Source organism: Streptomyces sp. NPDC014870, from assembly GCF_043081505.1.
GTDB lineage: Bacteria > Actinomycetota > Actinomycetes > Streptomycetales > Streptomycetaceae > Streptomyces.
On sequence record NZ_JBIBWQ010000007.1, the window covers coordinates 357,358 to 383,525 of the forward strand.

The 26,168-nt window shown below is 73.9% G+C and carries 21 protein-coding genes; 10 read left to right on the forward strand and 11 right to left on the reverse strand.

Going from position 1 to position 26,168, the window contains the following annotated elements:
- Positions 1–12: 12 nt before the first annotated feature.
- A complete protein-coding gene (locus ACF09C_RS22000) occupies positions 13–1,527 on the reverse strand; it encodes a hypothetical protein (protein ID WP_392093483.1) in 1,515 nt (504 codons plus the stop codon).
- A 123-nt stretch (positions 1,528–1,650) separates the two neighbouring features.
- Here ACF09C_RS22000 and ACF09C_RS22005 point away from each other — a divergent pair, with 123 nt between their 5' ends.
- The 3 genes from ACF09C_RS22005 to ACF09C_RS22015 all read left to right on the forward strand — a co-directional run bounded on the left by ACF09C_RS22005 (position 1,651) and on the right by ACF09C_RS22015 (position 4,376).
- Positions 1,651–2,262, forward strand: a complete 612-nt coding sequence (locus ACF09C_RS22005; RefSeq protein ID WP_392093485.1) for a hypothetical protein — start codon at positions 1,651–1,653, stop codon at positions 2,260–2,262.
- Between the two features lie 126 nt (positions 2,263–2,388).
- A complete protein-coding gene (locus tag ACF09C_RS22010) occupies positions 2,389–3,210 on the forward strand; it encodes a 3-keto-5-aminohexanoate cleavage protein (protein ID WP_392093684.1) in 822 nt (273 codons plus the stop codon).
- A gap of 95 nt (positions 3,211–3,305) precedes the next feature.
- Complete coding sequence (locus ACF09C_RS22015; protein ID WP_392093487.1) at positions 3,306–4,376, forward strand: RNA ligase (ATP); 1,071 nt, start codon at positions 3,306–3,308, stop codon at positions 4,374–4,376.
- A gap of 83 nt (positions 4,377–4,459) precedes the next feature.
- Here ACF09C_RS22015 and soxR read toward each other — a convergent pair whose 3' ends face one another.
- The gene (gene soxR / locus ACF09C_RS22020; protein WP_392093489.1) at positions 4,460–4,924 is read right to left on the reverse strand and encodes a redox-sensitive transcriptional activator SoxR; all 465 of its coding nucleotides are present in this window, start codon (positions 4,922–4,924) and stop codon (positions 4,460–4,462) included.
- 110 nt (positions 4,925–5,034) lie between these two features.
- On the opposite strand from soxR, the gene ACF09C_RS22025 reads away from it, so the two are divergent.
- A complete protein-coding gene (locus ACF09C_RS22025) occupies positions 5,035–5,496 on the forward strand; it encodes a MaoC family dehydratase (protein ID WP_392093491.1) in 462 nt (153 codons plus the stop codon).
- Here ACF09C_RS22025 and ACF09C_RS22030 read toward each other — a convergent pair.
- The 3 genes from ACF09C_RS22030 to ACF09C_RS22040 form a co-directional block, all read right to left on the reverse strand.
- Positions 5,487–6,122, reverse strand: a complete 636-nt coding sequence (locus tag ACF09C_RS22030; protein WP_392093493.1) for a TetR/AcrR family transcriptional regulator — start codon at positions 6,120–6,122, stop codon at positions 5,487–5,489. The two genes, ACF09C_RS22025 and ACF09C_RS22030, sit on opposite strands and share 10 nt — an antisense overlap.
- Positions 6,123–6,216: 94 nt before the next feature.
- Positions 6,217–6,504, reverse strand: coding sequence for a YiaA/YiaB family inner membrane protein (locus ACF09C_RS22035; protein ID WP_362004302.1), 288 nt, complete (start codon positions 6,502–6,504; stop codon positions 6,217–6,219).
- Between the two features lie 157 nt (positions 6,505–6,661).
- Positions 6,662–7,813 carry an acyl-CoA dehydrogenase family protein gene (locus ACF09C_RS22040; RefSeq protein WP_392093495.1) on the reverse strand — a complete coding sequence of 384 codons (1,152 nt, stop codon included), beginning with the start codon at positions 7,811–7,813 and terminating at the stop codon, positions 6,662–6,664.
- A gap of 120 nt (positions 7,814–7,933) precedes the next feature.
- Here ACF09C_RS22040 and ACF09C_RS22045 point away from each other — a divergent pair, with 120 nt between their 5' ends.
- The 3 genes from ACF09C_RS22045 (at position 7,934) to ACF09C_RS22055 (ending at position 10,533) form a co-directional block, all read left to right on the forward strand.
- Positions 7,934–8,617 carry a TetR/AcrR family transcriptional regulator gene (locus tag ACF09C_RS22045; protein WP_392093497.1) on the forward strand — a complete coding sequence of 228 codons (684 nt, stop codon included), beginning with the start codon at positions 7,934–7,936 and terminating at the stop codon, positions 8,615–8,617.
- Positions 8,618–8,635: 18 nt separating this feature from the next.
- On the forward strand, positions 8,636–9,331 hold the full coding sequence (locus tag ACF09C_RS22050; protein WP_392093498.1) for an ArsR/SmtB family transcription factor: 696 nt from the start codon (positions 8,636–8,638) through the stop codon (positions 9,329–9,331).
- 227 nt (positions 9,332–9,558) lie between these two features.
- Positions 9,559–10,533: a DMT family transporter gene (locus ACF09C_RS22055; RefSeq protein ID WP_392093499.1), complete on the forward strand. Its 975-nt coding sequence runs from the start codon at positions 9,559–9,561 to the stop codon at positions 10,531–10,533.
- 1 nt (position 10,534) lies between these two features.
- Here the strand turns inward: ACF09C_RS22055 and ACF09C_RS22060 are convergent, their stop codons facing one another.
- The 3 genes from ACF09C_RS22060 to ACF09C_RS22070 all read right to left on the reverse strand — a co-directional run bounded on the left by ACF09C_RS22060 (position 10,535) and on the right by ACF09C_RS22070 (position 13,631).
- Complete coding sequence (locus ACF09C_RS22060; protein ID WP_392093500.1) at positions 10,535–11,620, reverse strand: zinc-binding dehydrogenase; 1,086 nt, start codon at positions 11,618–11,620, stop codon at positions 10,535–10,537.
- A 41-nt stretch (positions 11,621–11,661) separates the two neighbouring features.
- Entirely contained in the window at positions 11,662–13,053 is a 1,392-nt protein-coding gene (locus ACF09C_RS22065) for an aldehyde dehydrogenase family protein (RefSeq protein ID WP_392093502.1), read from the reverse strand.
- A 104-nt stretch (positions 13,054–13,157) separates the two neighbouring features.
- A complete protein-coding gene (locus ACF09C_RS22070) occupies positions 13,158–13,631 on the reverse strand; it encodes a DUF3574 domain-containing protein (RefSeq protein WP_392093504.1) in 474 nt (157 codons plus the stop codon).
- A 247-nt stretch (positions 13,632–13,878) separates the two neighbouring features.
- Here ACF09C_RS22070 and ACF09C_RS22075 point away from each other — a divergent pair, with 247 nt between their 5' ends.
- Genes ACF09C_RS22075 through ACF09C_RS22085 form a run of 3 tightly spaced genes read left to right on the forward strand, consistent with a single transcriptional unit; the run spans position 13,879 to position 22,737 of the window.
- Positions 13,879–16,416 (forward strand): S8 family serine peptidase, encoded by a 2,538-nt coding sequence (locus ACF09C_RS22075; RefSeq protein WP_392093505.1) that lies wholly within the window; start codon positions 13,879–13,881, stop codon positions 16,414–16,416.
- Positions 16,413–19,310, forward strand: coding sequence for an FG-GAP-like repeat-containing protein (locus ACF09C_RS22080; protein ID WP_392093507.1), 2,898 nt, complete (start codon positions 16,413–16,415; stop codon positions 19,308–19,310). Before ACF09C_RS22075 ends, ACF09C_RS22080 begins: the two co-directional genes overlap by 4 nt.
- A 55-nt stretch (positions 19,311–19,365) precedes the next feature.
- Positions 19,366–22,737, forward strand: a complete 3,372-nt coding sequence (locus ACF09C_RS22085) for an ATP-binding protein (protein WP_392093509.1) — start codon at positions 19,366–19,368, stop codon at positions 22,735–22,737.
- Positions 22,738–22,775: 38 nt separating this feature from the next.
- Here ACF09C_RS22085 and ACF09C_RS22090 read toward each other — a convergent pair whose 3' ends face one another.
- The 3 genes from ACF09C_RS22090 to ACF09C_RS22100 all read right to left on the reverse strand — a co-directional run bounded on the left by ACF09C_RS22090 (position 22,776) and on the right by ACF09C_RS22100 (position 26,046).
- Entirely contained in the window at positions 22,776–23,573 is a 798-nt protein-coding gene (locus ACF09C_RS22090; protein ID WP_392093510.1) for a class F sortase, read from the reverse strand.
- Positions 23,560–24,405, reverse strand: a complete 846-nt coding sequence (locus tag ACF09C_RS22095; RefSeq protein WP_392093512.1) for a hypothetical protein — start codon at positions 24,403–24,405, stop codon at positions 23,560–23,562. The genes ACF09C_RS22090 and ACF09C_RS22095 overlap by 14 nt, the downstream gene beginning before the upstream one ends.
- A 177-nt stretch (positions 24,406–24,582) precedes the next feature.
- Positions 24,583–26,046, reverse strand: a complete 1,464-nt coding sequence (locus tag ACF09C_RS22100) for a CitMHS family transporter (RefSeq protein WP_392093514.1) — start codon at positions 26,044–26,046, stop codon at positions 24,583–24,585.
- Positions 26,047–26,168 lie beyond the last annotated feature (122 nt).

Consider the following 26,168-nt stretch of genomic DNA (forward strand, 5'->3'; position numbering starts at 1 on the left):
GTAGGCGGTAGGTCACGAGCCCGCCGACGCGACGTCGGCCGCGTGGCCGAGCAGCCGCTCCATCGTCGCCACGGGCAGCGCGGGGTGGGCGGCGGCCGCGCGGACGACCCTCGGGTCCGGGTCGGTGAGCAGCTCCTCGACGACGTCCGGCGGCAAGGCCGGGTGCGCGGCGATCGTGCGCAGTGCCTTGCGCACGGAGCCGCAGTCCCCGGCCATCCGGCGCAGCAGCGCTCCCCCGCAGCCGGGGTTCAGGGCGACGGCCCCGTACACGGGCGGCCCGTGGCGTTCCACCAGCTCGACGAGCCGGTCCTCGGCGAGTCCGGGGTGCGGCGCGATCCGTTGGGCGACTCCGATGTCGGCGTCGGCGGCGAGCCGCTCGACGAGGGCGGGCGGCAGGTCGGGGCGGGCCGCGACGAGCGCCCGGACCTGGGCCACCCGGCTGCGCGCGAGCTTCGTCAGCTCGGCGTGGGTGGCCGCGAGGATCCGGGGCAGCGGCTCGCGCGGGAGCCGCCGTCGGCCGGCGAGCATCGTGAGCCGGTCCAGCGGGACCGCCGGGTTCTCCGCGACCGCCAGGGCGACCTCGGGGTCGGGGTCGTCGGCGAGCCGGCGCATCAGGGCTTCGCCGATGCTCGGGTTGCGCGCGAGGGCCTTCCGTACGAACGCGGCCGGATGGGCGGCCAGTCGGGCCTGGAAGGTGACCGGGAGGTCGGTCCGCTCGGCGATGTCGGCGCACAGCCAGGCGGTTCGAGCCCGCGCGGCCGCGTCGGCCCGCGCTGCTTCCTCGGCTGCCGCCCCGTCCTCGGCGTCGGCCCGGCCCTCGGCATCCGCTGCGTCCTCGGCTTCCTCCCCGTCGAGGAAGGCCTCCAGCCCGGCGGGAGGTACGGCGGGATTCGTCGCCACCACGCGCCGGATGCGGCGGATCCCTGGCGTGTGATCCGCGCAGCCTGCGGCCCGCCGGTGGCATGCCCCGCAGCGGGTGGGCGCGGGCCGGCCGCCGTCGGCGAGGAGCGCGGCAAGGAGGAGCGGCGGTACGCGGTCGTTCGCCGCGAGGCTAAGCCTGACCACCACATGGGGGTGGCGGGCGAGTTCCGCGGCGAGGTCGGCGGGCAGCTCGGGAACCTCGGCGGCCCGCTCGACGACGGTCGGGTCGGGGTCGCGCGCGAGCGCGGCCAGGACGTCGGGCGGGAGGCCCTCGTCGTGGTCGACGAGTTCGGCGCGGACCTCCGGGTCCGGGTGGGCGGCGAGCTCCCGTACCGCTGCCTCCGGCGCCGTCCCGGCCCGGACGGCGGCGAGCACGAGGTCGGGGGTGTCGCGCGGGACCTCGGCCCACGGAACCTTGGCATGGGCGACGAGGCCCCAGAGGTCCACGTCGTCGTACGCGCGGAGGCTGCGCGCCTGTGCCTCGGTCAGGTCCTCGCGGCAGGTCAGGTCGTAGCGGACGCACTCGTCACCGGTCCTCGCGAGGTGGGCGAAGAGGTGGTCGGGGAGGGCGGGGTTGGTCGCGAGTCCCGCCCGTATGTCGTGCATCAACGTCCCCCCGTGCGCCTCTGATGGACCCCATCGGATTTTCGATGGAACACGAAGGGCCGGTCGTTCGTCCATTCCATAACGTCCTTGACGCCGATGTACCAGCGACGGAGGTGCGGAGCAATGGCGGGTTTCCGGAGTCTTGCGAGACAGGTGCGCGACACCGGCAGTGACACGGCGCTGCGGAGGTACTCGCTGCGCAAGTGCCTGGAGCGGTTCGCGCCGTACGGGCACCGCGCGACCTGGGACCATCTGTGCCATCGGCACAGGTTCGGGCCCGAGGACCGGGAGCTCGATCCGGGGCGGCTGGTGGCCGCGCTGGAGGAGCTGGAGGAGGCGCGGGCGGTATGGCTCGCGTACGAGAAGGAGTTCGCGGCGCGGCGGCGGCGCGAGAAGCACGAGGGGCTGCGCCGGCCGGGCGCGCTCGACGACTGGCACCGGCGGACCTGGGGCGGCAACGGGGTGGCGCGCTGCGACGACCCGGCGGTCCATCCCTCGGAGCCGCTGGCCGAGGTGCTGCGGCGGCTGATCTCCGCGCTCGAGTCCGCGCCCGGGGAGCGGTGCCCGGTGTGCGCGGGAGACCGTATCGAGTGGCGGCCGGATCTGGTCGACGAGCCGTGGTTCGGCCCCGTGTGCGGGGCGTGCGGGGTGGTCGTACCCCGTGCGGTGCTGACGGCCGGGGCGCTGACGCGGGCCCGGAGCGGGGCGATGCCCCGGCTGGCCTCCGTCGCCTGAGGAACGGCGCGTGACCGGGAACGACGAACGTGTGTGACGAGCAACGGGGCAACGGGGGCACGGGGGATACGGGGCCACTGGGGCAACTGGAGCAACGGGGGCCACGGGGGCCACGGGGGGAGCATGGTGATCCAGGTCTGTCTCAACGGGAGCCGGGGGCCCGGGGATTCGGCCGCGGTGCCGATGTCGCCGGGTGCCATGGCGGAGGAGGCCGCGCGGGCGGTCGTGGCGGGGGCGCGGGACGTCCATGTCCACCCCAGGACGCCGTGCGGGAGCGACACGCTGTCGCCGCGGGTCCTCGCGGAGACGCTGACGGCGATCCGGGGCGCCGTCGACGTCCCGGTGGGCGTGACGACGGGCGCCTGGGCCGAGCCCGATCCCGTCCGGCGGGTGGAGCGGGTCCGCGCCTGGACGGTCCTGCCCGACCACGCGTCCGTGAACTGGCACGAGCCGGGCGCGGAGGAGCTCGCGGCGGCGCTCCTCGAACGGGGCGTGGGCGTGGAGGCGGGCCTGTGGTCCGGTACGGAAGGGCCCGCGCGGTTCCTCGCCTCGCCGCTGGCGCCCCGGGTGCTGCGGATCCTGGCGGAGGTGACCGATCCCGTCGCCGCGACCGCCGAGTCCACGGCCCTCGCACTGCTCGCGACCCTGGCCGGCTCCCCCGAGGGGCCGCCGGTGCTTCTGCACGGCGAGGACGGCGGCGCCTGGCCGGTGCTGCGGCTGGCGCGCAGGCTCGGTCTTGACACCCGGATCGGGCTCGAGGACACGCTGCTGCTGCCCGACGGCAGCCCCGCCGCGTCCAACGCCCAGCTCGTGGCGGCCGCCTTCGGCCCGGGCGGCCCGGGCGGTCTCGACGGTCCCGACAGTCCCGACGGCCCTGACGGTCCCGACGGCCCTGACGGTCTCGACGGCCGGGACGGTCTCGACGGCCCGGGCGGTCCGATCGGCTGAGAGGCCGGCGGCGCGGAATTCGGTGGCCGGGGCCCGTTCGACTACCGCAGAGTGTTCTGCGATGAGAACGCCAACCGAGTCTCCGGAGACCTGACATGTCGACGCTGCGCGTCACCGCCGAAACACTGGCCGTCCATGCCCATCCGAACGCGGACGCGCTGGAGCTCGCCCAAGTGGGGCTCTACCGCGCCGTCGTGGCGAAGGGCGCGTACCGAAGTGGCGATGTCGCCGTCTACATTCCGGAGCAGGCCGTGCTGCCGACGGCGCTCATCGACGAACTCGGGCTGACCGGGCGGCTCGCCGGGAAGGCCTCCGACCGGGTCAAGGCGGTACGGCTGCGCGGGGAGGTGTCGCAGGGCATCGTGTGCCGCCCGAAGGCGCTGGCGGACGTGGACCTGGTCGCGGCCGCCGCCGAGGGAACCGACTTCGCCGAGCTGCTCGGGATCACGAAGTGGGTGCCGCCGATCCCGCCGACGATGAGCGGGGACGTGGAGGTCGCGCCCGACCTGCTGCCGTGGGTCGACATCGAGAACCTCCAGCGCTATCCGGGCATCTTCGAGCCCGGTGAGCCGGTGGTCCTGACGGAGAAGCTGCACGGTTCGGCCTGTCTCGCCACGTACTTCGCGGAGGACGGACGCGTCCAGGTCTCCTCGAAGGGCTTCGGCGCCAAGGGCCTGGCACTCCAGGAGGACCCGCGGAACCTGTACTGGCGGGCCGTCCTCGGCCACGGCGTCCCCGAGGTCGCGGCGCGGCTCGCCGCCCGCCTGGGCGCGCGCCGGGTCGGGCTGTTCGGCGAGGTGTACGGGGCCGGGGTGCAGGACCTCGGGTACGGCGCGAACGCCCGCGGCGAGCAGGTCGGTTACGCGGTCTTCGACGTGTCGGCAGAGATCGACGGCCAGGTGCGGTGGCTGGACCCTGCCGAGGTCCTGGAGGACGGCGAACTGCCCCTCGTACCGCGGCTGTTCACCGGTCCGTACGACCCCGAGGCGGTACTCGCGCTGGCGAGCGGCCGGGAGACGGTCTCCGGGCGGGAGCTGCACCTGCGCGAGGGGGTCGTGGTCCGCCCGGTCACCGAGCGGTACAGCCCGGTCCTCGGCGGCCGTGCGATCGCCAAGGCGGTCAGCCCGGCCTACCTGACCCGCAAGGGCGGCACCGAGTACGAGTGACCGGCCCGAGCCGATGAGACCGAGGGGCCCGTCCACGGGGGTGGCGGGCCCCTCTTCGTCGCTCCGCGGACTCCGCGGGCGCCCTACGACTTGCGGCGCTCCCCCATCAGGCGCGAGCCGGTGATCTCCTCGCCGATCACGTCGTCGGGGTTGGACAGGACGCAGTTCTGCAGGGACAGGCACCCGCAGCCGATGCAGTCGCTCAGATGGTCCCGCAGCCTGCCGAGTTGCTTGATCCGCTCGTCCAGCTCCGTGCGCCACGCCGCCGAGAGCTGCGCCCAGTCCTCATTGGTGGGCGTGCGCTCCTCGGGGAGTTCGGCGAGGGCGGTACGGATGGTCGCGAGCGGGATGCCGACGCGCTGCGCGGCCCGGATGAAGGCGACCCGGCGGAGGGTGTCACGGCCGTAGCGGCGTTGGTTGCCGCTCGTGCGGCGGCTGCCGATCAGGCCCTTGGTCTCGTAGAAGTGCAGCGCGGACACCGCGGCGCCGCTTCGGGCGGACAGCTGGCCGACGGTGAGTTCATGAATCTTCTCGGGAATCTGGGGCACCCCTCGAACCCTACTGTCCGTTGACAGCGGGCCCCCCACCCCACATGCTGAGCAAGCGCTTAGAAACACCGTACGCAGGAGTCACAGGTTCACGAAGGGACGAGGGAAACATGGCTGAGCCGAGGATCTTCACCTCCGCCGACGAGCTGCGTGCCGCCGTCGGCGAGCAGCTGGGACACAGCGAGTGGCTGGAGATCGAGCAGAAGCGGATCGACCAGTTCGCCGACGCGACCGGTGACCACCAGTGGATCCACGTGGACCCGGAGCGGGCGGCCGACGGGCCGTTCGGGAAGACCATCGCCCACGGGTACCTCACGCTCTCGCTGCTGCCGACCCTGGTCCCCCAGATCATGCGCGTCGAGGGCATGAAGATGGGTCTCAATTACGGCACCAACAAGGTGCGTTTCCCCGCCCCCGTGCCCGTCGGCTCGCGGCTGCGCGCCGGGGCCGTCCTGACCGAGGTGACGGAGGCCGGCGGCGGGGTACAGGTGACCGCGACCGTGACCGTGGAGCGCGAGGGCGGCGACAAGCCGGTCTGCGTCGCCGAGTCGGTCTCGCGCTACTACTTCTGAGCGCCGACCATCCGCAGCACGAGGTCGGCGTAGAGCGCGCCGACCTCGTCCGGCGTTCGGCGGCCCTGGACGTTGAACCAGCGCGAGACGTCGATGCAGAGGGAGAGGACCGCGACGGTCGTGCCGGCCACGTCCGGCACGTCGAACTCCCCGGCCGCCACGCCCTCGTTGATGATCCGGCGCACGGTCGCGTCGGACTCCCTGCGCAGCGCCACGATCTCGGTGCGGTGCTCGGGGCCGAGGGCGTCGAGCTCGTACTGGACGACCCGCGCGGTGGTGTGCCGCTCGGCGTGCCAGCGCACGAAGGACCGTACGGCGTCGGCGAGCCGCTCGCCCGCCGTGCCCTCGCCGTCGGCGGCGGCGCGGAGGATCTCCAGGGCCTTGTCGTGGCCGATGCGGCTGATCCGGTGGAGCAGCTCTTCCTTGGTCTTGTAGTGGATGTAGAGCGCGGCCGGGCTCATCCCCGCGCGGCCGGCGATGTCCCGGGTCGTGGTGGCGTGGTAGCCACGCTCGGCGAACGCCTCGACGGCCGCGACGAGCAGCCGCCGGGCCGCCTCGGGCGTGACCTCGCCCCACGGCGCGTCCTCGCCGCCGGGCGTCTCCTCCGCCGCGTCCGCCGCGCTCATCGCTCGCCCTCTTCTCAGCCGGTCGTCAGGACGAACACCATACAACGAAGCTGAGCAAGCGCTTAGAGTTCGACGCCCTCGGAGCGCGCGAGGCTCACAGCTTCTGGAACGGGTCGTGCTCGGCGAGGAGCTTCTCCAGGCGGGCCTGGTCGACGCGGCTGACGATCTGACCCGCCTCCTGCCGGTCGCGGACGACCTTGGCGAGCGTGAAGGCGGAGGTCGTGAGGTAGAGGACGGCGATGGCCAGGAAGGACCGCACCCAGGCGTCCGCCTCCAGGTTGAAGATGCCGATGCCCACGGCCGCGAGCGCGAGCCCGAAGGAGATGACGGCCTGCATGTAGTAGGCCGCCGTGTTCTGCTGCTTGACCGGTGTGTCGCTCATGGACCCAGCATCGGCGGATGTGGCGCGGGCCACATCCGTCCGGATACTCAGACCGCGCGGCGCGCGGTACTCAGGAGCGCGCCGTACTCAGGAGCGTGCGGCGCTCAGGAGCGCGCGGCACCCCAGAAGGGCGTGGTGCCCCTGAAGCCCGCGGCGCTCAGAAGGCGGACACCCCCGTCAGGGCGCGACCGATGATCAGCTTCTGGATCTGGCTGGTGCCCTCGTACAGCGTCATCACGCGCGCGTCGCGCAGTAGTTTGCCGACTGGGTACTCGTCGATGTAGCCGTAGCCGCCGAAGACCTGGAGGGCGTTGTTCGCCGCGCGCACGGCGGCCTCGGAGGCGTACAGCTTGGCCTTGGACGCGGCGGTGGCGAACTCCTTGCCCCGGTCGATCAGGTCGGCGACCCGCCAGGTGAGCAGCCGGGCCGCGTCCACGTCGACGGCGATGTCGCTGATCAGCTCCTGCACCAGTTGGTAGGAGGCGATGGGCTTGCCGAACTGCTCGCGCTCCCCCGCGTAGCGCACGGCCGCGTCGAGAGCCGCCTGCGCGATGCCGACGCAGCCGGCCGCGACCGACATCCGCCCCTTGGCGAGGGCGGACATGGCGACGGAGAAACCTTTGCCTTCGGGGCCCAGCATCGCGGAGGCGGGGACGCGCACGTCCTCCAGGGCCAGTTCGGCCGTCGCCTGGCCGCGCAGGCCGAGCTTGCCGTGGATGGTGCGGCGGGTCAGGCCGGGAGTGTCGGTGGGGACGAGGAAGGCGGAGACACCCTTGTGGCCGGGGGTGTCTCCGGTACGGGCGAAGAGCAGGACCACGTCGGCCCAGGTGCCGTTGGTGATGAACATCTTCGAGCCGTTGACGACGTACGCGTCCCCGTCCCGCACCGCCCTGGTGGCGAGGTTGCCGGCGTCGGAGCCGGTGCCGGGCTCGGTGAGACCGAAGCAGCCGAGGGCCTCCCCGGAGGCGAGCCGGGGCAGCCAGGTCCGCTTCTGCTCCTCGTCGCCCCAGGAGGCGACGGTCTTGGCGACCAGGCCCAGCGAGACGGAGACGATGCCGCGCACGGAGGAGTCGCCGCGGCCCAGCTCCTCGGTGACGAGGCAGTAGGAGAGGTGGTCGCCGCCCGAGCCGCCGTACTCCTCCGGGACCGTCAGGCCGAGGAAGCCGACGGCTCCCAGCTTCTTCACGATCGAACGGTCCACGCTCTCGGCCCGGTCCCACGCGACGGCGTGCGGGGTGACCTCACGGGCGACGAAGTCCTCGGCGAGCCGCCGCACGGCTTCCTGTTCCTCGCTGAGTTCCAGGTTCACGACGCCACCGACCTTCGGGAAGAGGACTGGGAGGGACTGCGGGAGGGACTGCGGAAGAGGCTGGGGAGCGACTTTAACTACCACTGCTAGTTTCCGCCGCGCAGGCCTACTATGTGCGCCATGGCCCGACCGCGCAAGCCCCTCCTGAGCAGAGACCGCATCGTCGAGACGGCGAGCGCGCTGGTGGACGCCGAGGGCCTCGCGGCGCTCTCGACCCGGCGGCTCGCGGCCGAACTCGGGGTGAGCGGGCCGTCCCTCTACAACCACTTCCGGACCAAGGACGAGATCCTGGACGCGGTCGCCGACGCGGTCAGCGCGAAAGTCGACCTGTCGATGTTCGAGGAGGCCGACGACCGCGACTGGCGTACGGCCCTGCACGACTGGGCGGCCTCCTACCGCGCCGCCCTCGCCGACCACCCGAACATCGTCCCCGTCCTCGCCCAGGGCCCCGGCCGCCGGCCGGCGGGCCTGCGGGTCGCCGACGCCGTCTTCGGAGCGATGGTCAGGGCCGGCTGGCCCCCGGCGCAGGCGACGTACATCGGCGCGCTGATGCGCTACTTCGTCACCGGCTCGGCCCTGGGCTCCTTCGCGCGGGGCTTCGTCGACGACGAGACGGCGTACGACCCGGCCGACTACCCGCACCTCGGCCAGGCCCACCTGCTCGCGGAACACCGCCAGAAGGTCGACGAGGGCGCCTTCGACACGGGCCTGCGGGCGCTCCTCGACGGGTTGGCCCTGCAGTACGAGGCAGGGGTGGCGGGAGTGACCCGCGGGAAGGACGGTTCGGCCGTCGCCGAACGGTAGCCGCGCGATCCTGGACGCATGGCATCCAAGGACCTGGCCGCGCTCGCCGCGCTCTTCGCCGACGAGACCCGTGCCGCCTTCGTGCTCGCGCTGCTCGACGGACGGGCCTGGACCGCGGGGGAGTTGGCGCGGCACGCGCGCGTGGCGCCGTCGACCGCCAGTGAGCACCTCGGAAAGCTCGTCGCGGGCGGGGTGCTCGCCGAGGAGCGGCAGGGGCGGCACCGCTACGTCCGGCTCGCCGACCCGGGGATCGCGCAGCTCGTGGAGGACCTCGCCGCGCGGTCGGGGCCCGCGCTCGCCGCACCGTCGCCGACGCTGGGCGCGGCGGGGGCGGGGCGGGCGATGGCCCGGGGCCGGACCTGCTACGACCATCTCGCCGGGAGGCTCGGGGTCACGATCACCGAGGCCATGACCGCACGCGGCCTGCTGCGCCAGGACACCGGCTTCGCGCTCACCGACCGGGGCGTGGCGTGGTTCGCGGAGCGGGGCGTCCCGCTGGCGCCCCGGGGGCGGCGGCCGATCGCGCGCGGCTGTCTCGACTGGACCGAACGCACACCGCACCTCGCGGGCATCGCAGGCGCCACGCTCTGCGCCCACGCCCTGGACAGCGGCTGGTGCGTACGGATCGGCTCGCAGCGCGCCGTGCGGGTGACCCCCGCCGGAGAGCGCGCCCTCCAGGAGGCCTTGGGCATCGACCCGGCGGTGTTGCGGTGAGCGGGGAGGTCGCCGTGAGCGGGGGACAGCGCGCTGAGCGGTGATCTCGCCGTGAACGGGGACGTCGCCGTGCGCGGAAACGTCGCCGTGCGCGGGGACACCACGGTGAGCCGTGATCTCGCCGTGCGCGGGGACAGCGCGCCGAGCGGGGACATCGCCGTGCGGGGATGCCGCCGTGAACGGATATTGCGGTGAGCGCCGAAGGGTCCGGGGCCTACGGTCGCCCCATGACCGACTCCCCCGCCACGCCCGCCGCCCCTCCCGCAGCCGCACCCGCGTCCCACGCCACCTCGCGTCTGGCCCTCGCCGCGGCCGGTGTCACCGTCGTCCTGTGGGCCTCCGCCTTCGTCTCGATCCGCAGCGCCGGTGCGGCCTACTCCCCCGGCGCGCTCGCCCTCGGCCGGCTCCTCTCCGGAGCCCTGGTCCTCGGCCTGGTCCTGCTGGTCCGACGGGAGGGCCTGCCGCCCCGGGCCGCGTGGCCGGGGATCGCGGTCTCCGGGGTCCTGTGGTTCGGCGCGTACATGGTGGCGCTCAACTGGGGTGAGCAGGAGGTCGACGCGGGCACGGCCGCGATGGTCGTGAACATCGGGCCGATCCTGATCGCCCTGCTCGGCGCCCGGTTCCTCGGCGAGAAGCTGCCGCCCCGGCTGGTCGCGGGCATGGCGGTGTCCTTCGCGGGCGCGGTGGCAGTGGGTCTTTCCATGTCGGGCGAGGGCCACGCCTCCGTGCTGGGCGTCGTGCTCTGTCTTGTGGCGGCGGTCGCGTACGCGGGTGGCGTCGTCGCCCAGAAGCCCGCCCTGGCGCACGGCAGCGCCCTGCAGGTCACGACCTTCGGATGTCTCGTCGGCGCGGTGGCCTGTCTCCCCTTCGCCGGGCAGTTGGTCGAGGAGGCGGCCCGGGCGCCGCTCCCGGCGACGCTGAACATGGTGTACCTCGGGGTGTTCCCGACCGCCCTCGCCCTCACCACCTGGGCCTACGCCCTGGCCCGTACGACCGCGGGCCGGATGGGCGCGACGACGTACGCCGTGCCGGCGCTCGTGGTCCTCATGGCATGGCTGTTCCTCGGGGAGCTGCCCGGGCTGCTCACCCTCGCGGGCGGTGCGCTGTGCCTGGCGGGCGTGGCGGTCTCGCGCTCCCGGCCGAGGCCCTCGCAGAGGATCGCGGCCGGGAGCGCGGAGGTCGACGGGCACCGCCGGAAGTGACCTAGAAGACCACCAGCGCCCGGCCGCCCTTGCCCGCGAGCATGTTGTCGAAGGCGCCCGGGATGCCGTCCAGGGTGATGCGTTCGGTGACCAGCGCGCCCAGGTCGAGGCGGCCGGCCCGGATGTGCTCGGCGAGGACCGGCAGGTCCCTGGCCGGGTCGGAGTTCCCGTACACACAGCCGGACAGCGTCCTGCCCCAGTGGAAGAGCTCCAGGGCGTGGAAGGTGACCTGCTGGTCCTTGCCGCCGATGCCGACGACCGTGGTGCGGCCGCCGCGGCGGGTGGAGTCCCAGGCGGTACGGATGGTGCTCGCGCGGCCGACGCACTCGACGGCCACGTCGGCGCCGTGGCCGCCGGTCAGCTTCCTGACCTCCTTGGCTGTGGTCTCCGAGGCGACGACGTACGCGGTCGCGCCGGCCGCCCGCGCGAGGGCCTCCTTCTCGGGCGAGACGTCGACCGCGACGATGGTCGAGGCGCCCGCGATCCGCGCGGCCTGGATCGTGGCGAGCCCGACGCCGCCGACGCCGTACACGACGACGGACTCGCCCTGCCGGACCCGTGCCGAGTGGTGGATCGCGCCCCAGCCGGTGAGCACGGCGCAGCCGAGCAGGGCCGCGTCGGTGAGCGGGACGCCGTCGGGCACGGGCAGCACGCAGGTGGCCGCGACGACGGTCTCCTCGGCGAAGGCGGCCACGTTGAGCCCGGGGTGGAGGTCGGTGCCGTCCTCGGTGGTGGCGTGGACGTTCCCCGCACCGGTCAGCGCGTCGGCGCAGAGCCAGACCTCGCCGAGCGAGCACGGGTGGCAGGCGCCGCAGGACGGCGCCCAGTTGAGGACCACGCCGTCGCCGGGTGCGACATGCGTGACGCCCTCGCCGACGGCGACGACCGTCCCGGCGCCCTCGTGGCCGAGCACGGCGGGCACGGGCACCCGCATGGTGCCGTTGGAGAGGGAGAGGTCGGAGTGGCAGACCCCGGCGGCGGCGAGGCGGACCCGGACCTGGCCGGGGCCTGGCTCGGGCAGCCGTATCCCGGCGATCTCCAGCGGAGAGCCGACGGCGGGCAGGAAGGCGGCGCGGACCACGCTCATGACGCGTCTTGCTCCTCAGGTCCAGAGGGGAGTCGGAAGGGTCAGAACTGCAGGGACTTGGTCTGGAGGTACTCGGCGAGGCCGTGCGCCCCGAGCTCGCGCCCCACGCCCGACTGCTTGTAGCCGCCGAAGGGAGCCAGCGGGTTGAAGCGGCCGCCGTTGATGTCGACCTGGCCGGTGTCCATGCGGCGGGCGAAGGCGACGGCCGCCTCCTGCTCGCCCCAGACGGCGCCCCCGAGCCCGTACACGGTCCCGTTGGCGATGGCGAGGGCGTCGTCCTCGTCCTCGTACCGCAGGATCGAGACGACCGGGCCGAAGATCTCCTCCTGGGCGATGGTCATGTCCGGGGTGACGTCGGCGAAGACCGTCGGGGAGACGTAGTAGCCGGTCTCGCGCGGGGCCTCGGGGCCGCCCGCGACAAGCCTGGCGCCCTCCTCGATCCCCTTCTCGATGTAGCCACGCACCCGCTCCCGCTGCTTGGCGTTGACGAGCGGGCCGACGCGCTCGCCGGGGACGTACTTGGCGACGGCCTCGGCGGCCAGCGCCACCGCCTCGTCGTACTGGTCGCGGTGGACCAGCATCCGGGTCCAGGCGCTGCACGTCTGGCCCGAGTTGGTCATGACGTTGGCGATGCCGACGGCGACGGCCTTGCCGAGATCGGCGCTCGGCAGGATCACGTTGGCGGACTTGCCGCCGAGCTCCAGCGCGACCCGCTTGACCGCGCCGCCCGCGAGCGCGCCGATCCGGCGGCCGACGGCGGTCGAGCCGGTGAAGGAGACGAGGTCGACGTCCGGGTGCTCGGCGAGCGCCTGCCCGGCGACCGGACCGAGGCCGGTGACCAGGTTGAAGACGCCGCCCGGGATCCCCGCGCCGTGCACGGCCTCGGCGAAGAGCTGGGCGGTCAGCGGGGTGTCCTCGGCGGGCTTGAGGACGACGGTGCAGCCGGCCGCGAGGGCCGGGGCGACCTTGGCGACGATCTGGTGCAGCGGGTAGTTCCACGGGGTGATCGCGGCGACGACGCCGACCGGCTCCGAGTAGACGGTGGAGTTGCCGACCTTCTCCTCGAAGAGGTGGACGGCGGCGAGTTCGGCGTACGTGCCGGCCACGGCGATCGGCAGGCCCGCGTGGACGGCGGCGGCGAGCTGCGGCGGCGCGCCCAGCTCGGCGGTGACCGTGGCGGCGATCTCCTCGGCGCGGGCGGCGAGCCCGTCGCGGAGCGCGCCGATCAGCTTGGCGCGCTCGGCGGGCGGGGTGGCGGCCCAGCCGGGGAAGGCCGCGCGGGCGGCCCGTACGGCGGTGTCGACGTCCTCGGCGTTCCCGGCCGGCACCTGGGCGATGACCTGTTCGTCGGCCGGGTTGACGACCGGCACGGTCTCGGGGGACGCGGCGGGCCGCCACTCCCCGCCGATGTACATCGCGTCGTGGCTCCGCATCCGCTGCTCCTTCGTTCCTCGGACTTCGCCGTCCGCACCAGGCTTCGCCGTCCGCACCAAACTAGCGCTGTTAGTTTTTGAGCGCCAGAGCCGCCCTCCCCCGGTCAGAAGTCGGCCCGGGTCGGCTCGTCGAGCCGGGCCACCGACTCCTGCCCGAAGGCCTTCCGGTACGCCTCCCTGACCTCCTCGATCCGCGGATCGTGCACCCGCGCCTCCGCGGCCGGGTACAGCAGGATCAGCTCGTACGAACGCTCCCGCTCGATGGTCCCGTTCTGGTCCCGCCACTGTCCACGCCCGTTCTGGACAGTCAGCCCGGCCGGAAAGCCGGGGGTCACGTGGGCGTCGACGAAGGCCATGAACTGCTCGTCCGTGACCGCCGGGCCGCCGTCGGGGCGCTCTGTCCCGAAGAAGAGCCGGGTCTCGACGTAGGCCTTCCCGCGCGCCTGCGCGCCGGCGGCGGCGCGCGGGGGCGCGTCCGCGCCGAGCGTGGCGTACGCGGTGGGCGCGCCGACGGCGACCAGGAGTCCGGCGGCGGCGAGGGCGAGGCGGGTACGGGTGGTCGGCGGGCGCAGCGGCATGTGCGTGTCCTTGTCGTTCGGGGCGCGGGCCCCGCGGAGTCGTTCGGGGCGCCGGCCCCGCGGAATCGGGCGCTCCGGGGATCCGAGGCCCTGATCCGGAGATCCGAGGCTCAGTAATTCCCCAGTAACGGACCAGTTCTAGCGTCCCGGCCGAGCCCGCCCCGCCACCGCCGCGCTCCATCCCCCGGGAACTGTGGGGAGGCGGGGCGCCGGCTTCCCCCGTACCAGCGATGGAGGAGCCACCCACATGCATCGCAGTTCCACCGCCTGGGCCGCGGTCGCCGTCACGGCAGCGGCCCTGCTCGGCGCGCCGTCCGCGGCGGCCGCCCCCACCCCCGGGCCGACCGCCGCGTCCCCCGGACCCGCCGCCGAGGTCGACCCGGGCGTGACGGCCACGGTCGACTCCGGCCGGGACGCCACCTTCTTCGTCGTCCTCGCCGACCGCGCCGACCTCTCCGGCGCGCGGAAGCAGCGCGGGCACGCGAAGAAGGCCGCCGCCGCGTTCGCGACGCTGCGCACCGAAGCCGCCCGCAGCCAGTCCTCGCTGACCCGCTATCTGGACCGCGCGAAGGTAGGGTACGAGGCGTACTGGATCGCCAACGCCGTGAAGGTGACGGGCGGCAAGGACCTCGTCGAGAAGCTCGCCGCCCGCCCCGACGTGGCGTCCATCCGCCAGGAGCGGCACTACGCGCTCGACACCGTCTCCCAGGGCGCCGTCGGCGCCGCGGAGGCCGTGACCGCGGAGTGGGGCGTCAAGGACATCAAGGCCGACCAGGTCTGGGAGCGGTACGACAACCGCGGCGAGGGCATCGTCGTCGCGAACATCGACTCCGGTGTGCAGTACGACCACCCGGCCCTGAAGGGCAACTACCGGGGCAACCTCGGGAACGGCACCTTCAGCCACGACTACAACTGGTACGACCCGACCGGCCAGTGCGCGGGCGGCACGCCCTGCGACAACAACGGGCACGGCACCCACACCATGGGCACGATCGCCGGATCGGGCGGCGTCGGCGTCGCCCCGGGCACGACGTGGATCGCCGCCAAGGGCTGCGAGGCCCGCAGCTGTTCCGACTCCTCGCTGCTCAGGTCCGGCCAGTGGATCCTCGCGCCGACGGACCGCAACGGCGAGAACCCGCGCCCCGATCTCGCCCCGGACATCGTCAACAACTCCTGGGGCGGCGGGAACACCACCTTCTACCAGGACATCATCGAGTCCTGGAACGCCGCCGGCATCTTCGAGGCCTTCGCCGCCGGCAACGCGGGCAACGGCACCACCTGTTCGACCACGGAGGCCCCCGGCGCCCAGGCCCCGGCCTACGGCGTCGGCGCGTACGACGTGAACGGGAAGATCGCGTCCTTCTCCGGCTTCGGACCGTCCCTGGTCGACGGATCGATGAAGCCGAACATCTCCGCCCCCGGCGTCGACGTCCGCTCCGCCTGGCCGGGCAACTCCTACCGCGCCATCTCCGGTACGTCGATGGCCACCCCGCACGTCGCGGGCGCCGTGGCGCTGCTCTGGTCCTCGGCGCCCTCCCTCATCGGGAACATCGACGCCACCCGGGCCGCCCTGAACACGACCGCGCGCGACGTCGACGACACCCACTGCGGCGGGACCGCCGGCGCCAACAACGTCTGGGGCGAGGGCAAGCTGGACATCCTCACCGCCGTCGACCGGGCCCCGCACACCGCGGCCACCGTCACCGGCACGGTCACCGACCGCGCGACCGGCGCCCCGCTCGCCGGCGTCACCCTCACCGCCCGCGCCGGGGACGCCCAGCGTGCGATGACCACCGACGCCTCCGGCACGTACCGGCTCACCCTGGCGGCGGGCACCTACACCCTCACCGCAACCGGCTACGGCTACCGGCCCGCCACCGAGGAGAACCTGACCGTCACCACCGGCCAGAGCCTGGGCCACGACCTCGCCCTGGACGCCGTACCGGCGCACGCCGTCTCCGGCACGGTCCTCGACGTCACCGGCAAGCCCCTGAAGGGCGCCACCGTCCGTTTCACCGACGCCCCGCTCACCCCGGTCGTCACCGACGCCGCCGGAGCGTTCCGCTTCCCGGCGGTCGCCGAGGGCGCCTTCACCCTCACCGCGACCCCGGCCGCACCCGTCCTGTGCAACGGCACGCACACCGCCGCCCTGACCGTGGACGGCCCCGAGAGCGTGACCGCCGCGCTGCCCGCCCGCAGCGACGCGTACGGCAACAGCTGCCTGCCCGCCGCGTACTCCTGGGTCGACGGGAAGACCAAGGTGGCCCTCTCGGGCGACGAGAACGCGAAGACGATCGCCCTGCCCTTCCCCGTCTCGTTCTACGGCGTCCCGTACAGCCAGGCGAGCGTCACCACCAACGGCCTGGTCAACTTCCTCGCCCCGCGCCTCGGGGACTACGCCAACACCGCGCTGCCCTCTCCCGGCCAGCCGAACGGCATCCTCGCCGCGTACTGGGACGACCTCACCATCGACGCCAAGTCCGCGGTGAAGACCGCCACCAGCGGCACCGCGGGCCAGCGCCGGTTCGCGATCGTCTGGGAGAACGCGGCCCTCGTCGCCGACCCCGGCCGGCGGATCACCTTCGAGGCGGTCTTCGAGGAGGCCACCGGCGCGATCGTCCTCCAGTACCAGTCGATCGCGGCCGGCTCGGCCCTGGAAGCCGGTGGTCAGGCGACCGTCGGCATGGAGAACCAGTCCGGCACCGACGCCCTGCCCTTCTCCTTCAACGAGTCCGTGATCGCCGACAGGTCCGCGATCCGCATCACCCCGAAGGCGGTCCGATGAATTCCGCGACGTCCCCGACCACCCGCGCCCGTTCCCTCTCGAGGCGGTCCGTGCGGCTCGCCTCCGCCCTGGTCGCGGCCGGCCTCGCGCTCACCGCGCTGCCCGCCACCACCGCGTACGCCGACGACGAGCCGGTCGCCCGGGTCCTGAGCGACGCCCAGGCCGACGCGCTGGAACAGCGCGCGGTCGAGGCGGCGGAGCCCCAGCGGCTGACTCCTGAGGCCGCCTCCCCTGAAGGGCTGCGGGCCGGCACGGCGGACTCGGGCACCACGGCCACCGGGGGCGTCGCCCTCACCGCCGGCTCCGCGCTCGAGACCTACCGCGGCCAGGCCGAGACGGCCCAACTCGGCGGCGGAAAGGGCGACTTCCTCACCCTGCACAGCCTCGGGGCGGTCACCAGGCTCACGCCCGCGGGCCGCACGGTCTGGAAGCGGGACAACGCCTCGCTCTACACCGACTGGCAGGTCAAGAACATCCGCCCCTGGCAGACCGAACCCGTCCCGGTCCGGATCACCCTCGGGTACCACGCGAACAGCCCGTTCGCGGACCTCGCCGATCGCGGCTGGGCGCAGGGGGACCTCACGGGCGACGGCGTGGCGGAGATCGTCTTCACCGCGGACGTGGGCAACAGCCCGTACCGTCCCTTCACCTCCCCCGGTTCGACGCTGACCACCGGCACCTTCGTGACCGTCCTCGACGGCCGGACGGGGGCCACGGTCTGGAGCCGGCTCTTCGCCGACGCCCAGCAGGTCGCCCTGGTGGGCGGCACCCTCCTGGTCGCCGACCAGCCCTCGACCAACCCGAACGCTGACAAGGCGGCCACCGCCGCCCTGCACGGCTTCCGCTTCGGGTACGCGGACGGGAAGCTGACGCCGACCGAGACGTGGACGTACGAGACGGGCCGGCGCGACGGCCGGTGGTCCTCCGTCACCGCGCTGACCGGTGGTGCGGTGGCCGTGTCCTGGCACGTGCGCAAGACGTCCACAGCGCCCGCGGAGAGCCACACGCTGGCCCTGAACACGGCCGACGGGTCGGTGCGGTGGCGCACCGACGGCGGCCTTTACGGCCGCGAGGCGGTGCTCGACGCCTCCCGTGACCGGCTCGTGGCCCTGGAGCAGTCCGACTACCGCGACGGGCTGCGGTACGAGGTGGCCGCGTACGACCTCGCCGACGGCACGCGGACGGTCCTGGACGAGCGGATCAACGCCGTCGGCACGGAGCTCGCGGTCGGTGAACTCCGGGACGGCGGCGGCGTCGAGTACGCGGTCGCGGAGGCCACCCTCGACGAGAACCTGTTCGTCAACGCGGCCACCGTGCGCGGTCTGCGCGGCGCGGACGCGACCGAGCTGTGGTCGCACACGGTCAAGCGCGGCGCGGACAACGTCCAGGACGGCGATTCGGCGCTGGGTCTCGAGATCGCGGACGGCTCGGTGCTCGCCTCGTACGTCACGACCGAGGGCAAGGAGACCGCCGCCAATCCGGGCGGCACCCGCTACGGCACCCTGACCGCGCTCGTCGGCCGGGACGGTGGCGTGCGGTGGTCGAAGAAGGGCGCGGTGGCGTCGCCGCTGTACTCCCAGCCGTACCGGCAGGGCGACGACTGGCTGGTGCGGACGGTCGACAACGAGCAGAACATCCGCTCGTACCGGCTCGCCAACGGGCGTGCGAGCGGGCTCACTCCGCTCCTCGCCGATCTGTCCACGGGCGTCGCCGTGGACGTGAACGGCGACGGCAGGAAGGACGTGGTGGCGGCCGGCCAGTCGCGGGGGTTGTGGGCGTTCGACGGCCCCTCGCTCGCGACCGGGCAGCCCCGGGTGCTGTGGCAGGCCACGCTGCCCGGGTCGGTGGCCGGGGACATCGCGGTCGGTGACACGGACGGCGACGGGCGTGACGACGACCTGGTGGTCGCGGCCGACACGGCGGCGGTGATCGTGGACGCCCGGACGGGCGCGGTCCGCGAGAAGATCGACGGGCGGGGGCAGTTCGTGCGCTCGGTGACGGTCGCCGACCTCGACGGGGACCGGGACGACGAGGTGCTGGTGCCCACGGACGCGGTGCGGGCGTACAGCGGCGGCGGCCGGCTCCTGTGGTCGTACGCCCCGGAGGGCGCGGGCCCGGTCGTCTTCTCGGACCTCGCGGTGGCGGACGGCCGGGTGCTGGGCTCGTACCAGACCCCGGGTTCGCTCGACGGCGGAGGCACGGTCGACGGCATGGCGCTCGAGGGCCGGACGGGCCGGCTCGCCTGGACCGCCGACCCGACCTGGACCGGCGACCCCGACACCCGGATCTACGCGGCGCAGCTCTATCACGGGGTGTACGCCTCGCCCCGGATCCCTTACGCCGACGGGCACGCGGTGGTGCACTCCTGGCTGGTGAGGAAGGGCAAGGATCTGACCACGCTGATCGAGTTCCGGGACGTGCGGACGGGTGAGGTCGTGCGTACGACCACGGCCGGCGGAGCCTGGACCCTCGGCAACTGGTTCACGGGCGACGAGGGCCTCGTCCTCACCGGCACCGCGTCCTTCCGCGCCTTCGGCGCGGACGGCGCCGAGCACTCCGTCTTCACTCTGCCGACCGTGCACCGGGGCGCGTTCGCGACCGGGCCCGGCGGGCGACGGCTGCTGGTCGCCGGGGCGGAGGGCTCGACGTACGTCTGGGACCCGGCGGTGCTGACGGGAGGCGTCAACTACCCGAACCACCTGGCGGGTCTGTTCCGCCACTCGCAGCAGAACCTGATCGTCGCGGACCTCACGGGTGACGGCGTCGACGAGATCGTCGGCCTGGTCAAGGACGACACCGGGTTCGACCGGACGATCGAGCTGTCCGGTGGCCGCTACCTGCTGTCGGACAACAACCTGCATGGGATGGTGACGGGTGTTCTGACCGCTTCCTGACGGGCGGAAAGCGCTCGCTCCGGCCCTGGGGGCGCCCACTAGAGTGGGCGCCCTCATGGGCGATGACATATCAGCGGACGCGCCCCCGTCGCTGCGGGTGCGCCTGCTCGGCGGGTTCCGCGTCGACCGGGACGGCGGGCCGCCGCTGGCCGAGCGGTGGCCGCGCCCGAGCGCCCGGACGCTGGTGAAGCTCCTCGCCGTCGCGCCGGGCCACCGGCTCCACCGCGAGCAGGCGATGGAGATCTGCTGGCCGGACGCGGATCCGCAGGCGGCGCTCGGCAGTCTGCGGGTCGCGCTGCACGCGGCCCGCCGCGCGCTGGAGCCCGAACTGCCGCCCCGGACCGCCTCCTCGTATCTGACCGGCGAGGGTTCCCTGCTGTGGCTCGATCCGCGGACGGTACGGATCGACGCCGACGAGGCCGAGGCGCTGGCGGAGGCGGCCCTGGCCGCGGGTGACCGGGCCGCCCTGGCCGCTGCCCTCGACGCGTTCACGGGCGAGTTGCTCCCGGAGGACCGCTACGCCCCCTGGGCCGAGGCGCGCCGGGCCCGCCTGTCGGACCTGCGCGAGCGCGCGCTGCTGGCCCTGGCGGAGGCCCATCTGGCCGCGGGGGCGCCCGAGGAGGCGGTGGCGGCGGCCGAGCGGGTCCTGGCCTCGTCCCCGGCGGAGGAGGGTGCGCACCGGCTCCTCATCGGGGCGTACCTCCGGCAGGGGCTGCGGCGGCGTGCGGTGGCGCAGTACCACCTGTGCCGGGAGGCGCTGGACGCGGAGTTCGGTGTGCGGCCAGGTGCGGAGACGGAGCGGCTGCACCGGGAGGCGCTCGCCGCGCCCGCACCGGCCTCCCGGACGGTGGGCCCCACACTGCCCGACGTGGTGCGCCGCCCGCCCACCTCGCCGCTGCGCGGCCGGGACGAGGTGCTGGCCGGGCTCCTCGCCCCCGCCGCACCGCCGGTGCTGCTGGTCACCGGTGAGGCGGGCCTGGGCAAGACCCGCCTCGTCGGCGACGCGACCCGCAGGGCGGCCGAGGAGGGGACGGCCGTCCTGTGGGGGGCGGGCCACGACGCGGAGGGGCACACGCCGTACGGTCCGTTCGCCGAGGCCCTGGACGGCTGGCTGGCGGACCGGCCGGCCGCCGAGCGGGCCCGAGCGGGCGCCGAGTATCCCGAACTGGCCGCGCTCCTGCCCTCCTTGGGCCGGGTGCGGCCGGTGTCGGGGCGCAGTCCCGAGGAGGAGCGGGACCGACTTTTCCGGGCGGCTGCCGGGCTGCTCGGGGAACTGGCGGCCGAGCGGCCCGTGATGCTGGTGCTGGACGACCTCCACGCGGCGGACGCGGGCTCGTTCCAGCTCCTCAGCCATCTTGCGCGCCGGGCCCGCGAGACCGGAAGGGGTTGGCGATTCCTCGCCACCGTCCGCCCCGAGGAGCTCCCGGCCTCCGATGCCCGCCGCCACACCCTCGACGCGCTGACCCGCCAGACGCTCGCGGTCGCGGTGGAGCTGCCCCGGCTGAGCCGCGAGGCCTGCCTCGCCCTGACGGCGGACGTGCTCGGGGGCCCGTGGCCTGTCCCCGGGGCGGACCCTGGTGCGGACGCCGTGGCCGTCGGGCCCGGCGCCGTACCGGAGCGCGTGTGGGAGCTGTCGCTGGGCAATCCGCTCTTCGCCCTGGAACTGGCCCGTGCGGTACGGGAGGGCGGCGACGGCCGGACCGGTGCGCCCGATACGGTACGGCAGTTGGTCGCCGAACGCCTCGGGCGACTCGGCGGCGCGGCCCGCCGGGTGGTCGAGGTGGTCGCCGTGGCCGGCCAGGACGCGGCGCTCGCGGAGGTCCTCGACGTGGCCCGGCGTAGCGGCCGTACCCGGCTCTCGGCCGCGGAGGCGACCGAGGCGGTGGACTCCGCCGTCGCCGCGTCCGTGGTCGAGGAACGGGTCGTCGTCGCCGAGGGCAGACCGGCCGCCGGTCTCGCCTTCCGGCATCCCCTGGTCCGGCTGACCTGTTACGAAGGGCTGTCCACGGCTCGCCGCAGGCTGCTGCACTCGGCGTACGCGGAGGCGGTGCTGCGTCGCAGGCCGGAGGCGGTGGACACGCTCGCCGCCCACCTGGCGCGCGCGGGCGACCCGCGCGCCACCGGCTATCTGCGGCAGGCGGCCGAGCGCGCCGCGGCCCTGTACGCCAACGACACCGCCGACCGCTACTACGCCGAACTCACCGCGCGTCTCGACGCCCTGGCCGCGGAGTCGGCGCGGGCGAGGATCGACCGCAGCGCCGTCCTGCGCCGCATGGGCCGCTTCGAGGAGGCGGCGCGGCTCCTCACCGAGGCGCGCGCGGAACTGCGGCGGCGCGGCGACCGGGACGGCGAGGTCCTGGCGACGGCCCGGCTGGCCGAGTTGATGACGAAGACCCGTAGCACCGAGGAGGGGCTGCGGCTGCTCGACTCCTGCCGGCCCGGGCCCGGCACCCCGGCGGCGACGGCGAGCGCGCACCATCTGGCGCGCGCGGTGCTGTGCTTCGTCGCGGGGCGGTACGAGGACGGGGTGGCGGCCGCGCGGGCCGCCGAGGAGTCGGCGCAGGAGGTGCGGACTCCGGAACGGCGCGCGCTGCTGGCCCGGGCGCTGGCGGCGCGGGCGACGTCCCTCGGTCTCGCGGGCCGGTTCGGGGAGGCGGGTCCGGTCGCCGACGAGGCGCTGCCGCACGCCGAGGCGTACGGCGACGCCCAGTTGCTCGCGTCGGTCCTCTCGGTGCTGCGGGAGACGGCGCGCCGGGCGGGGCGGCTGCGGGAGGCGATCGCGACGGGTCGGCGGGCGCTCGACCTCGCCGAGCGTTCGGGCGATCCGACGGCGTCGGTCTTCGAGCGGGCCAACCTCGCCGAGCTGCACCTGCTGGTGGAGGAGACCGCCGAGGCGCGGGAGCTCGCGGAGACGGCGGTACGGGACGCGGAGCCGGGCGACGTGTGGTGCGCGCCCTACGCGCGCGTGGCGCTGGCGCGCGTACGGATGCGGAGGGCGGAGCCGGGTGCGGTCGCGCTCCTCGACGCGGCCGAACGCACGGCGCGGGCGCAGGGCGACCATCAGGCGCGGCAGGAAGTGCGCTCGGCGCGCGCCGAGTGGGCGATCCGTGAGGACCGGCCGGACGAGGCGTTGGCCCTCCTGGCGGAGAGCCGGGAGCCCGGGACCGCGTATCTGACGGCCTGGGCCCATCTGGCGTGCGGCCGCGCCGAGGAGGCCGTCGCCGTGGCGGGCGCGGAGGTGGTACGGGCGGAGCGGGCCGGAGAACGGCTCTGGGAGACCGAGGCGCGCGCCGCGCACGCCGCCGCCCTCGCGGCCCTCTGCCGCGCGGGCGAGGCGGCGGAGGGGTTCGACAGGGCGGCGGCGCTCGCGGCGGAGCTGCCGTATCCGGCGGGCACGCTCCGGGTGACGCGGGCGCGCTCCGGGTGACGCGGGCGCGCGGCAACGCGGGCGGCGCGGCGCGGCGCTCAGATCGTCCGGGCGACGTCCGTGAGGTGGGCGAAGACGACGACGTTCGACGCGTAGCCCTTCTTGGCGTCGAAGGAACCGCCGCAGGTGAGCAGCCGCAGTTCGGGCCGGCCCGTGGAGCCGTAGACCTCCTGGTCGGGGAACTCCTCCTTGGTGTACGTCCGGACCTTGTCCACCTTGAAGACCGCGACCTTGCCGTCGGCACGGGCGACCCGGACGGTGTTGCCGGGGGTGAGCGAGTCGAGGTTGAGGAAGATGGCGGGCCCGGTGCGGGTGTCGCGGTGGCCCACGACGACCGCGGTGCCGAGTTCGCCCGGGGCCGGGCCGTGCTCGTACCAGCCGACGAGCCGGGGGTTCTCGATCGGCGGTGAGCCGAGCTGGCCGGACCCGTCGAGACCCAGGCCCATGACCGGGGCCTCGATGGTGATCGCCGGGATGGCGAGGTCGGTGGCGCGCGAGCGGGCCAGAGGCGCGGGCGACGGTACGGGTCTGGCCGGGGCCGTCCCGGGGCGGGCCTTGGCCGGAGCGCGCGCGTCCGGGCCCTTGGGCCCGCCCTCGGCCCTCGTTTCGGCCTTCGACTTCTGGTCGCGCTCCCCCGCCGCCCGCCCCGGAGGTCCGGCCGCGCCCGGTTCCACCGCGCGCGTGGCCGCGGCGGCGGCCGCCGATGGGTCGGACGGTTCCTCGTCCGTGGCCCACCAGATGCCGCCGCCGACCAGGGACAGCGTCACCGCCACGGTCCGGGCGAGCCGGAGGTGACGGCGCTGCCTGCGCGAGGTGCGGTACCTACGACGCGCCATGCGTGCGGCGACGCGACCGGCGTACGAGGATCAGGCCCGCCGTGCCCGCGAGGCCTGCGGCGAGGGCCGCTCCGACCCCGAAGGCGGAGTCGCCGTCGGAGGACGAGGTGTCCACGCTGCCGCCTCCGCCTGCCCCGACAGCACCGTGCGGGGGCTTGTGGGAGGTGTCGCCGCCGCTCCCCTGCCAGCTGCTTCCGCCGCCGTTCTCCTGCCAGCCACTTCCGCCGCCGTTGCCTCCGGTTCCGGTGTTGCCCGACGCTGTGCCGTTGCCTGTGGTGCCGCCGTTACCGCCGTTACCGCCGTTACCGCCATTGCCGCCGTTACCGCCGCTGCCGCCGTTGTTGTTCGGTGGCGCGGTGCCGTTGCTGCCGTTCCCGTTCCCGCCGTTCTCACCGCCTCCGTTCGGTGGCGGGCTGGTGATGTCGTCGAGGCACTTGACCGTGAAGTTCTTGCTCTTCTTGGCGCCGAGCTGGCCCACCCAGCTCCACTCGAGCCGGTACTTGCCGTCGGGCAGTTCCATGTCGGCGGTGAAGCCGTCGCCCTCGGCGTTGATGGCGATGTCGCCCTCCTTCACCGGGCTGACCTTGTTCTCGGGGACGATCTCCCAGTGGACCGAGAGCAGGTCGTCGAAGTTGAAGGCCGCGAAGTGGAACTTGCAGACCCTGGGGTGGTTGCTCTGATTGGGTTCGACCGTGCCCTCACGGTGGACCTTGATGTCGCCGTTGTCGCCCGGCGCCGCGTAGGCGGCGGGAGCGCCGGCCAGGGCGACGGCTCCGAGGGCGATCGACGCCGCGGCGACGGACAGCAGGGGACGTACTGCCAGAGCGGTCATGCGGGGTTCCTCCAGTCATGCAGACGCGGACAGATCAACAGATAATCTGACTATCTGTCATGACGAGGACACGGAGAGTGGTAGCGTCGCCGCACCACTCTCCGAGATTCACTCCCCCAGCGGAGGGCCGGTCGCCCTCCGCGACGCCCACCTCCGGCCGGTCGGTCGGCAGCCGCCCTAGATGATCCCGAACAGAATCCCCGCCGCGAGGACCACCAGCGAGGTGAGCGCCGCCCACTTCACGGTGAACCGCGTGTGGTCGCCGAACTCGACCTTCGCCATACCGACCAGGACGTACACGGCCGGGACCAGCGGGCTGGACATGTGCAGCGCCTGGCCGACGATCGAGGCCCGGGCGATCTCCAGCGGCGACACGCCGTGCGCCGCGCCCGCCTCCGCGAGCACCGGCAGGACGCCGAAGTAGAACCCGTCGTTCGACATGAAGTAGGTGAGCGGAAGGCTCAGCACGCCGGTGACCAGCGCCATGTGCGGACCCATGCCCTCCGGGATCGCGCCCACGAGCCAGTCGGCCATGTGCTTGACCATGCCCGTCCCGGTCAGCACACCGGTGAAGACGGCTGCGGCGAAGACCATGCCTGCCACGTTGAGGACATTCTCGGCGTGGGCCGCGATCCGGGCCTTCTGGTCGGCCATCCTCGGGTAGTTGACCGAGAGCGCGAGGGCCGCGCCGAGGAGGAAGAGGACCGGGATCGGCAGCAGTTCGAGGATCATCGCGGTCAGCAGCGCGACGGTGAGGCCGGCGTTGAACCAGTACAGCTTCGGCCGGAGCGTCGGGCGGTTCGGGTCGAGCCCCTGGAAGCCCCCGTCGGGCGCCTCCTCGGCTCCGGGGCCGGAGGCGACGGAACCGGCGGGACCGGGGGTGCCGGCAGGACCGGGGGTGCCGGCGGAACCGGCGGAACCGGATCCGGACGCCTGCCCCACGCCCGCACCGTGGCCGTCACCGGCGCCACCCGCCTTCACCAGCACGGTCTCGGTCTGCGGCTCCAGCACCTCGTCCAGGGTGAGATAGCCGATCCGCCTGCGCTCGCGGCGCCCGAGGACGTACGCGAGGGCGAAGACGAAGAGCAGGCCCACCCCGAGCGCGGGGATCATCGGGACGAAGATGTCGGCGGCGTCCACCTTGAGCGCGGTCGCGGCGCGGGCCGTCGGGCCGCCCCAGGGCAGGGTGTTCATGACTCCGTTGGCCGTGGCGGCGACGCCGGTCATGACCACCAGGCTCATCCCGAGCCGCTTGTAGAGCGGGTACATCGCCGAGACGGTGATCATGAAGGTGGTGGACCCGTCGCCGTCGAGCGAGACGATCGCGGCGAGCACCGCCGTACCGACCACCACCCGTACCGGGTCGGCCTTGCAGAAGCGCAGGATGCCCCGGACGATCGGGTCGAAGAGGCCGACGTCGATCATCACGCCGAAGTAGACGATTGCGAACATGAGCATCGCGGCGGTCGGCGCGAGCTTCTCCACACCGTCGATGACATAGTCGCCGAGCTGGGCGCCCTGCCCGACGGCGACGCAGAACAGCGCGGGGATCAGCACGAGCGCCGCGATCGGCGACATCTTCTTCGTCATGATCAGGACCAGGAAGGTCGCGATCATGGCGAAGCCGAGGACGGTCAGCATGGAGGACACCTCACGTTCACCCTTGAACTCACACCGGGGCGGCTCCCTCCGGTGCGGCGGTCCGGATGACGTTAGGCGCCCCCTTCTGCCGTCAGCAAGACGTCGACGCGTGAGCAATACGA

Excerpts from the sequence above, each read along its gene's own strand:
- ACF09C_RS22060 (WP_392093500.1), bottom strand. The coding sequence starts at position 11,620 with ATGAGCGTGGTCCGCGCCGCCTTCCTGCCCGCCGTCGGCTCTCCGCTG.
- ACF09C_RS22045 (WP_392093497.1), top strand. The coding sequence starts at position 7,934 with ATGGCCCGACCGCGCAAGCCCCTCCTGAGCAGAGACCGCATCGTCGAG.
- ACF09C_RS22090 (WP_392093510.1), bottom strand. The coding sequence starts at position 23,573 with ATGGCGCGTCGTAGGTACCGCACCTCGCGCAGGCAGCGCCGTCACCTC.
- ACF09C_RS22085 (WP_392093509.1), top strand. The coding sequence starts at position 19,366 with ATGGGCGATGACATATCAGCGGACGCGCCCCCGTCGCTGCGGGTGCGC.
- ACF09C_RS22035 (WP_362004302.1), bottom strand. The coding sequence starts at position 6,504 with ATGAGCGACACACCGGTCAAGCAGCAGAACACGGCGGCCTACTACATG.
- ACF09C_RS22050 (WP_392093498.1), top strand. The coding sequence starts at position 8,636 with ATGGCATCCAAGGACCTGGCCGCGCTCGCCGCGCTCTTCGCCGACGAG.
- ACF09C_RS22015 (WP_392093487.1), top strand. The coding sequence starts at position 3,306 with ATGTCGACGCTGCGCGTCACCGCCGAAACACTGGCCGTCCATGCCCAT.
- ACF09C_RS22030 (WP_392093493.1), bottom strand. The coding sequence starts at position 6,122 with ATGAGCGCGGCGGACGCGGCGGAGGAGACGCCCGGCGGCGAGGACGCG.
- ACF09C_RS22100 (WP_392093514.1), bottom strand. The coding sequence starts at position 26,046 with ATGCTGACCGTCCTCGGCTTCGCCATGATCGCGACCTTCCTGGTCCTG.
- ACF09C_RS22070 (WP_392093504.1), bottom strand. The coding sequence starts at position 13,631 with ATGCCGCTGCGCCCGCCGACCACCCGTACCCGCCTCGCCCTCGCCGCC.
- ACF09C_RS22000 (WP_392093483.1), bottom strand. The coding sequence starts at position 1,527 with ATGCACGACATACGGGCGGGACTCGCGACCAACCCCGCCCTCCCCGAC.
- ACF09C_RS22080 (WP_392093507.1), top strand. The coding sequence starts at position 16,413 with ATGAATTCCGCGACGTCCCCGACCACCCGCGCCCGTTCCCTCTCGAGG.
- ACF09C_RS22095 (WP_392093512.1), bottom strand. The coding sequence starts at position 24,405 with ATGACCGCTCTGGCAGTACGTCCCCTGCTGTCCGTCGCCGCGGCGTCG.
- ACF09C_RS22025 (WP_392093491.1), top strand. The coding sequence starts at position 5,035 with ATGGCTGAGCCGAGGATCTTCACCTCCGCCGACGAGCTGCGTGCCGCC.
- ACF09C_RS22005 (WP_392093485.1), top strand. The coding sequence starts at position 1,651 with ATGGCGGGTTTCCGGAGTCTTGCGAGACAGGTGCGCGACACCGGCAGT.
- ACF09C_RS22065 (WP_392093502.1), bottom strand. The coding sequence starts at position 13,053 with ATGCGGAGCCACGACGCGATGTACATCGGCGGGGAGTGGCGGCCCGCC.
- ACF09C_RS22075 (WP_392093505.1), top strand. The coding sequence starts at position 13,879 with ATGCATCGCAGTTCCACCGCCTGGGCCGCGGTCGCCGTCACGGCAGCG.
- ACF09C_RS22055 (WP_392093499.1), top strand. The coding sequence starts at position 9,559 with ATGACCGACTCCCCCGCCACGCCCGCCGCCCCTCCCGCAGCCGCACCC.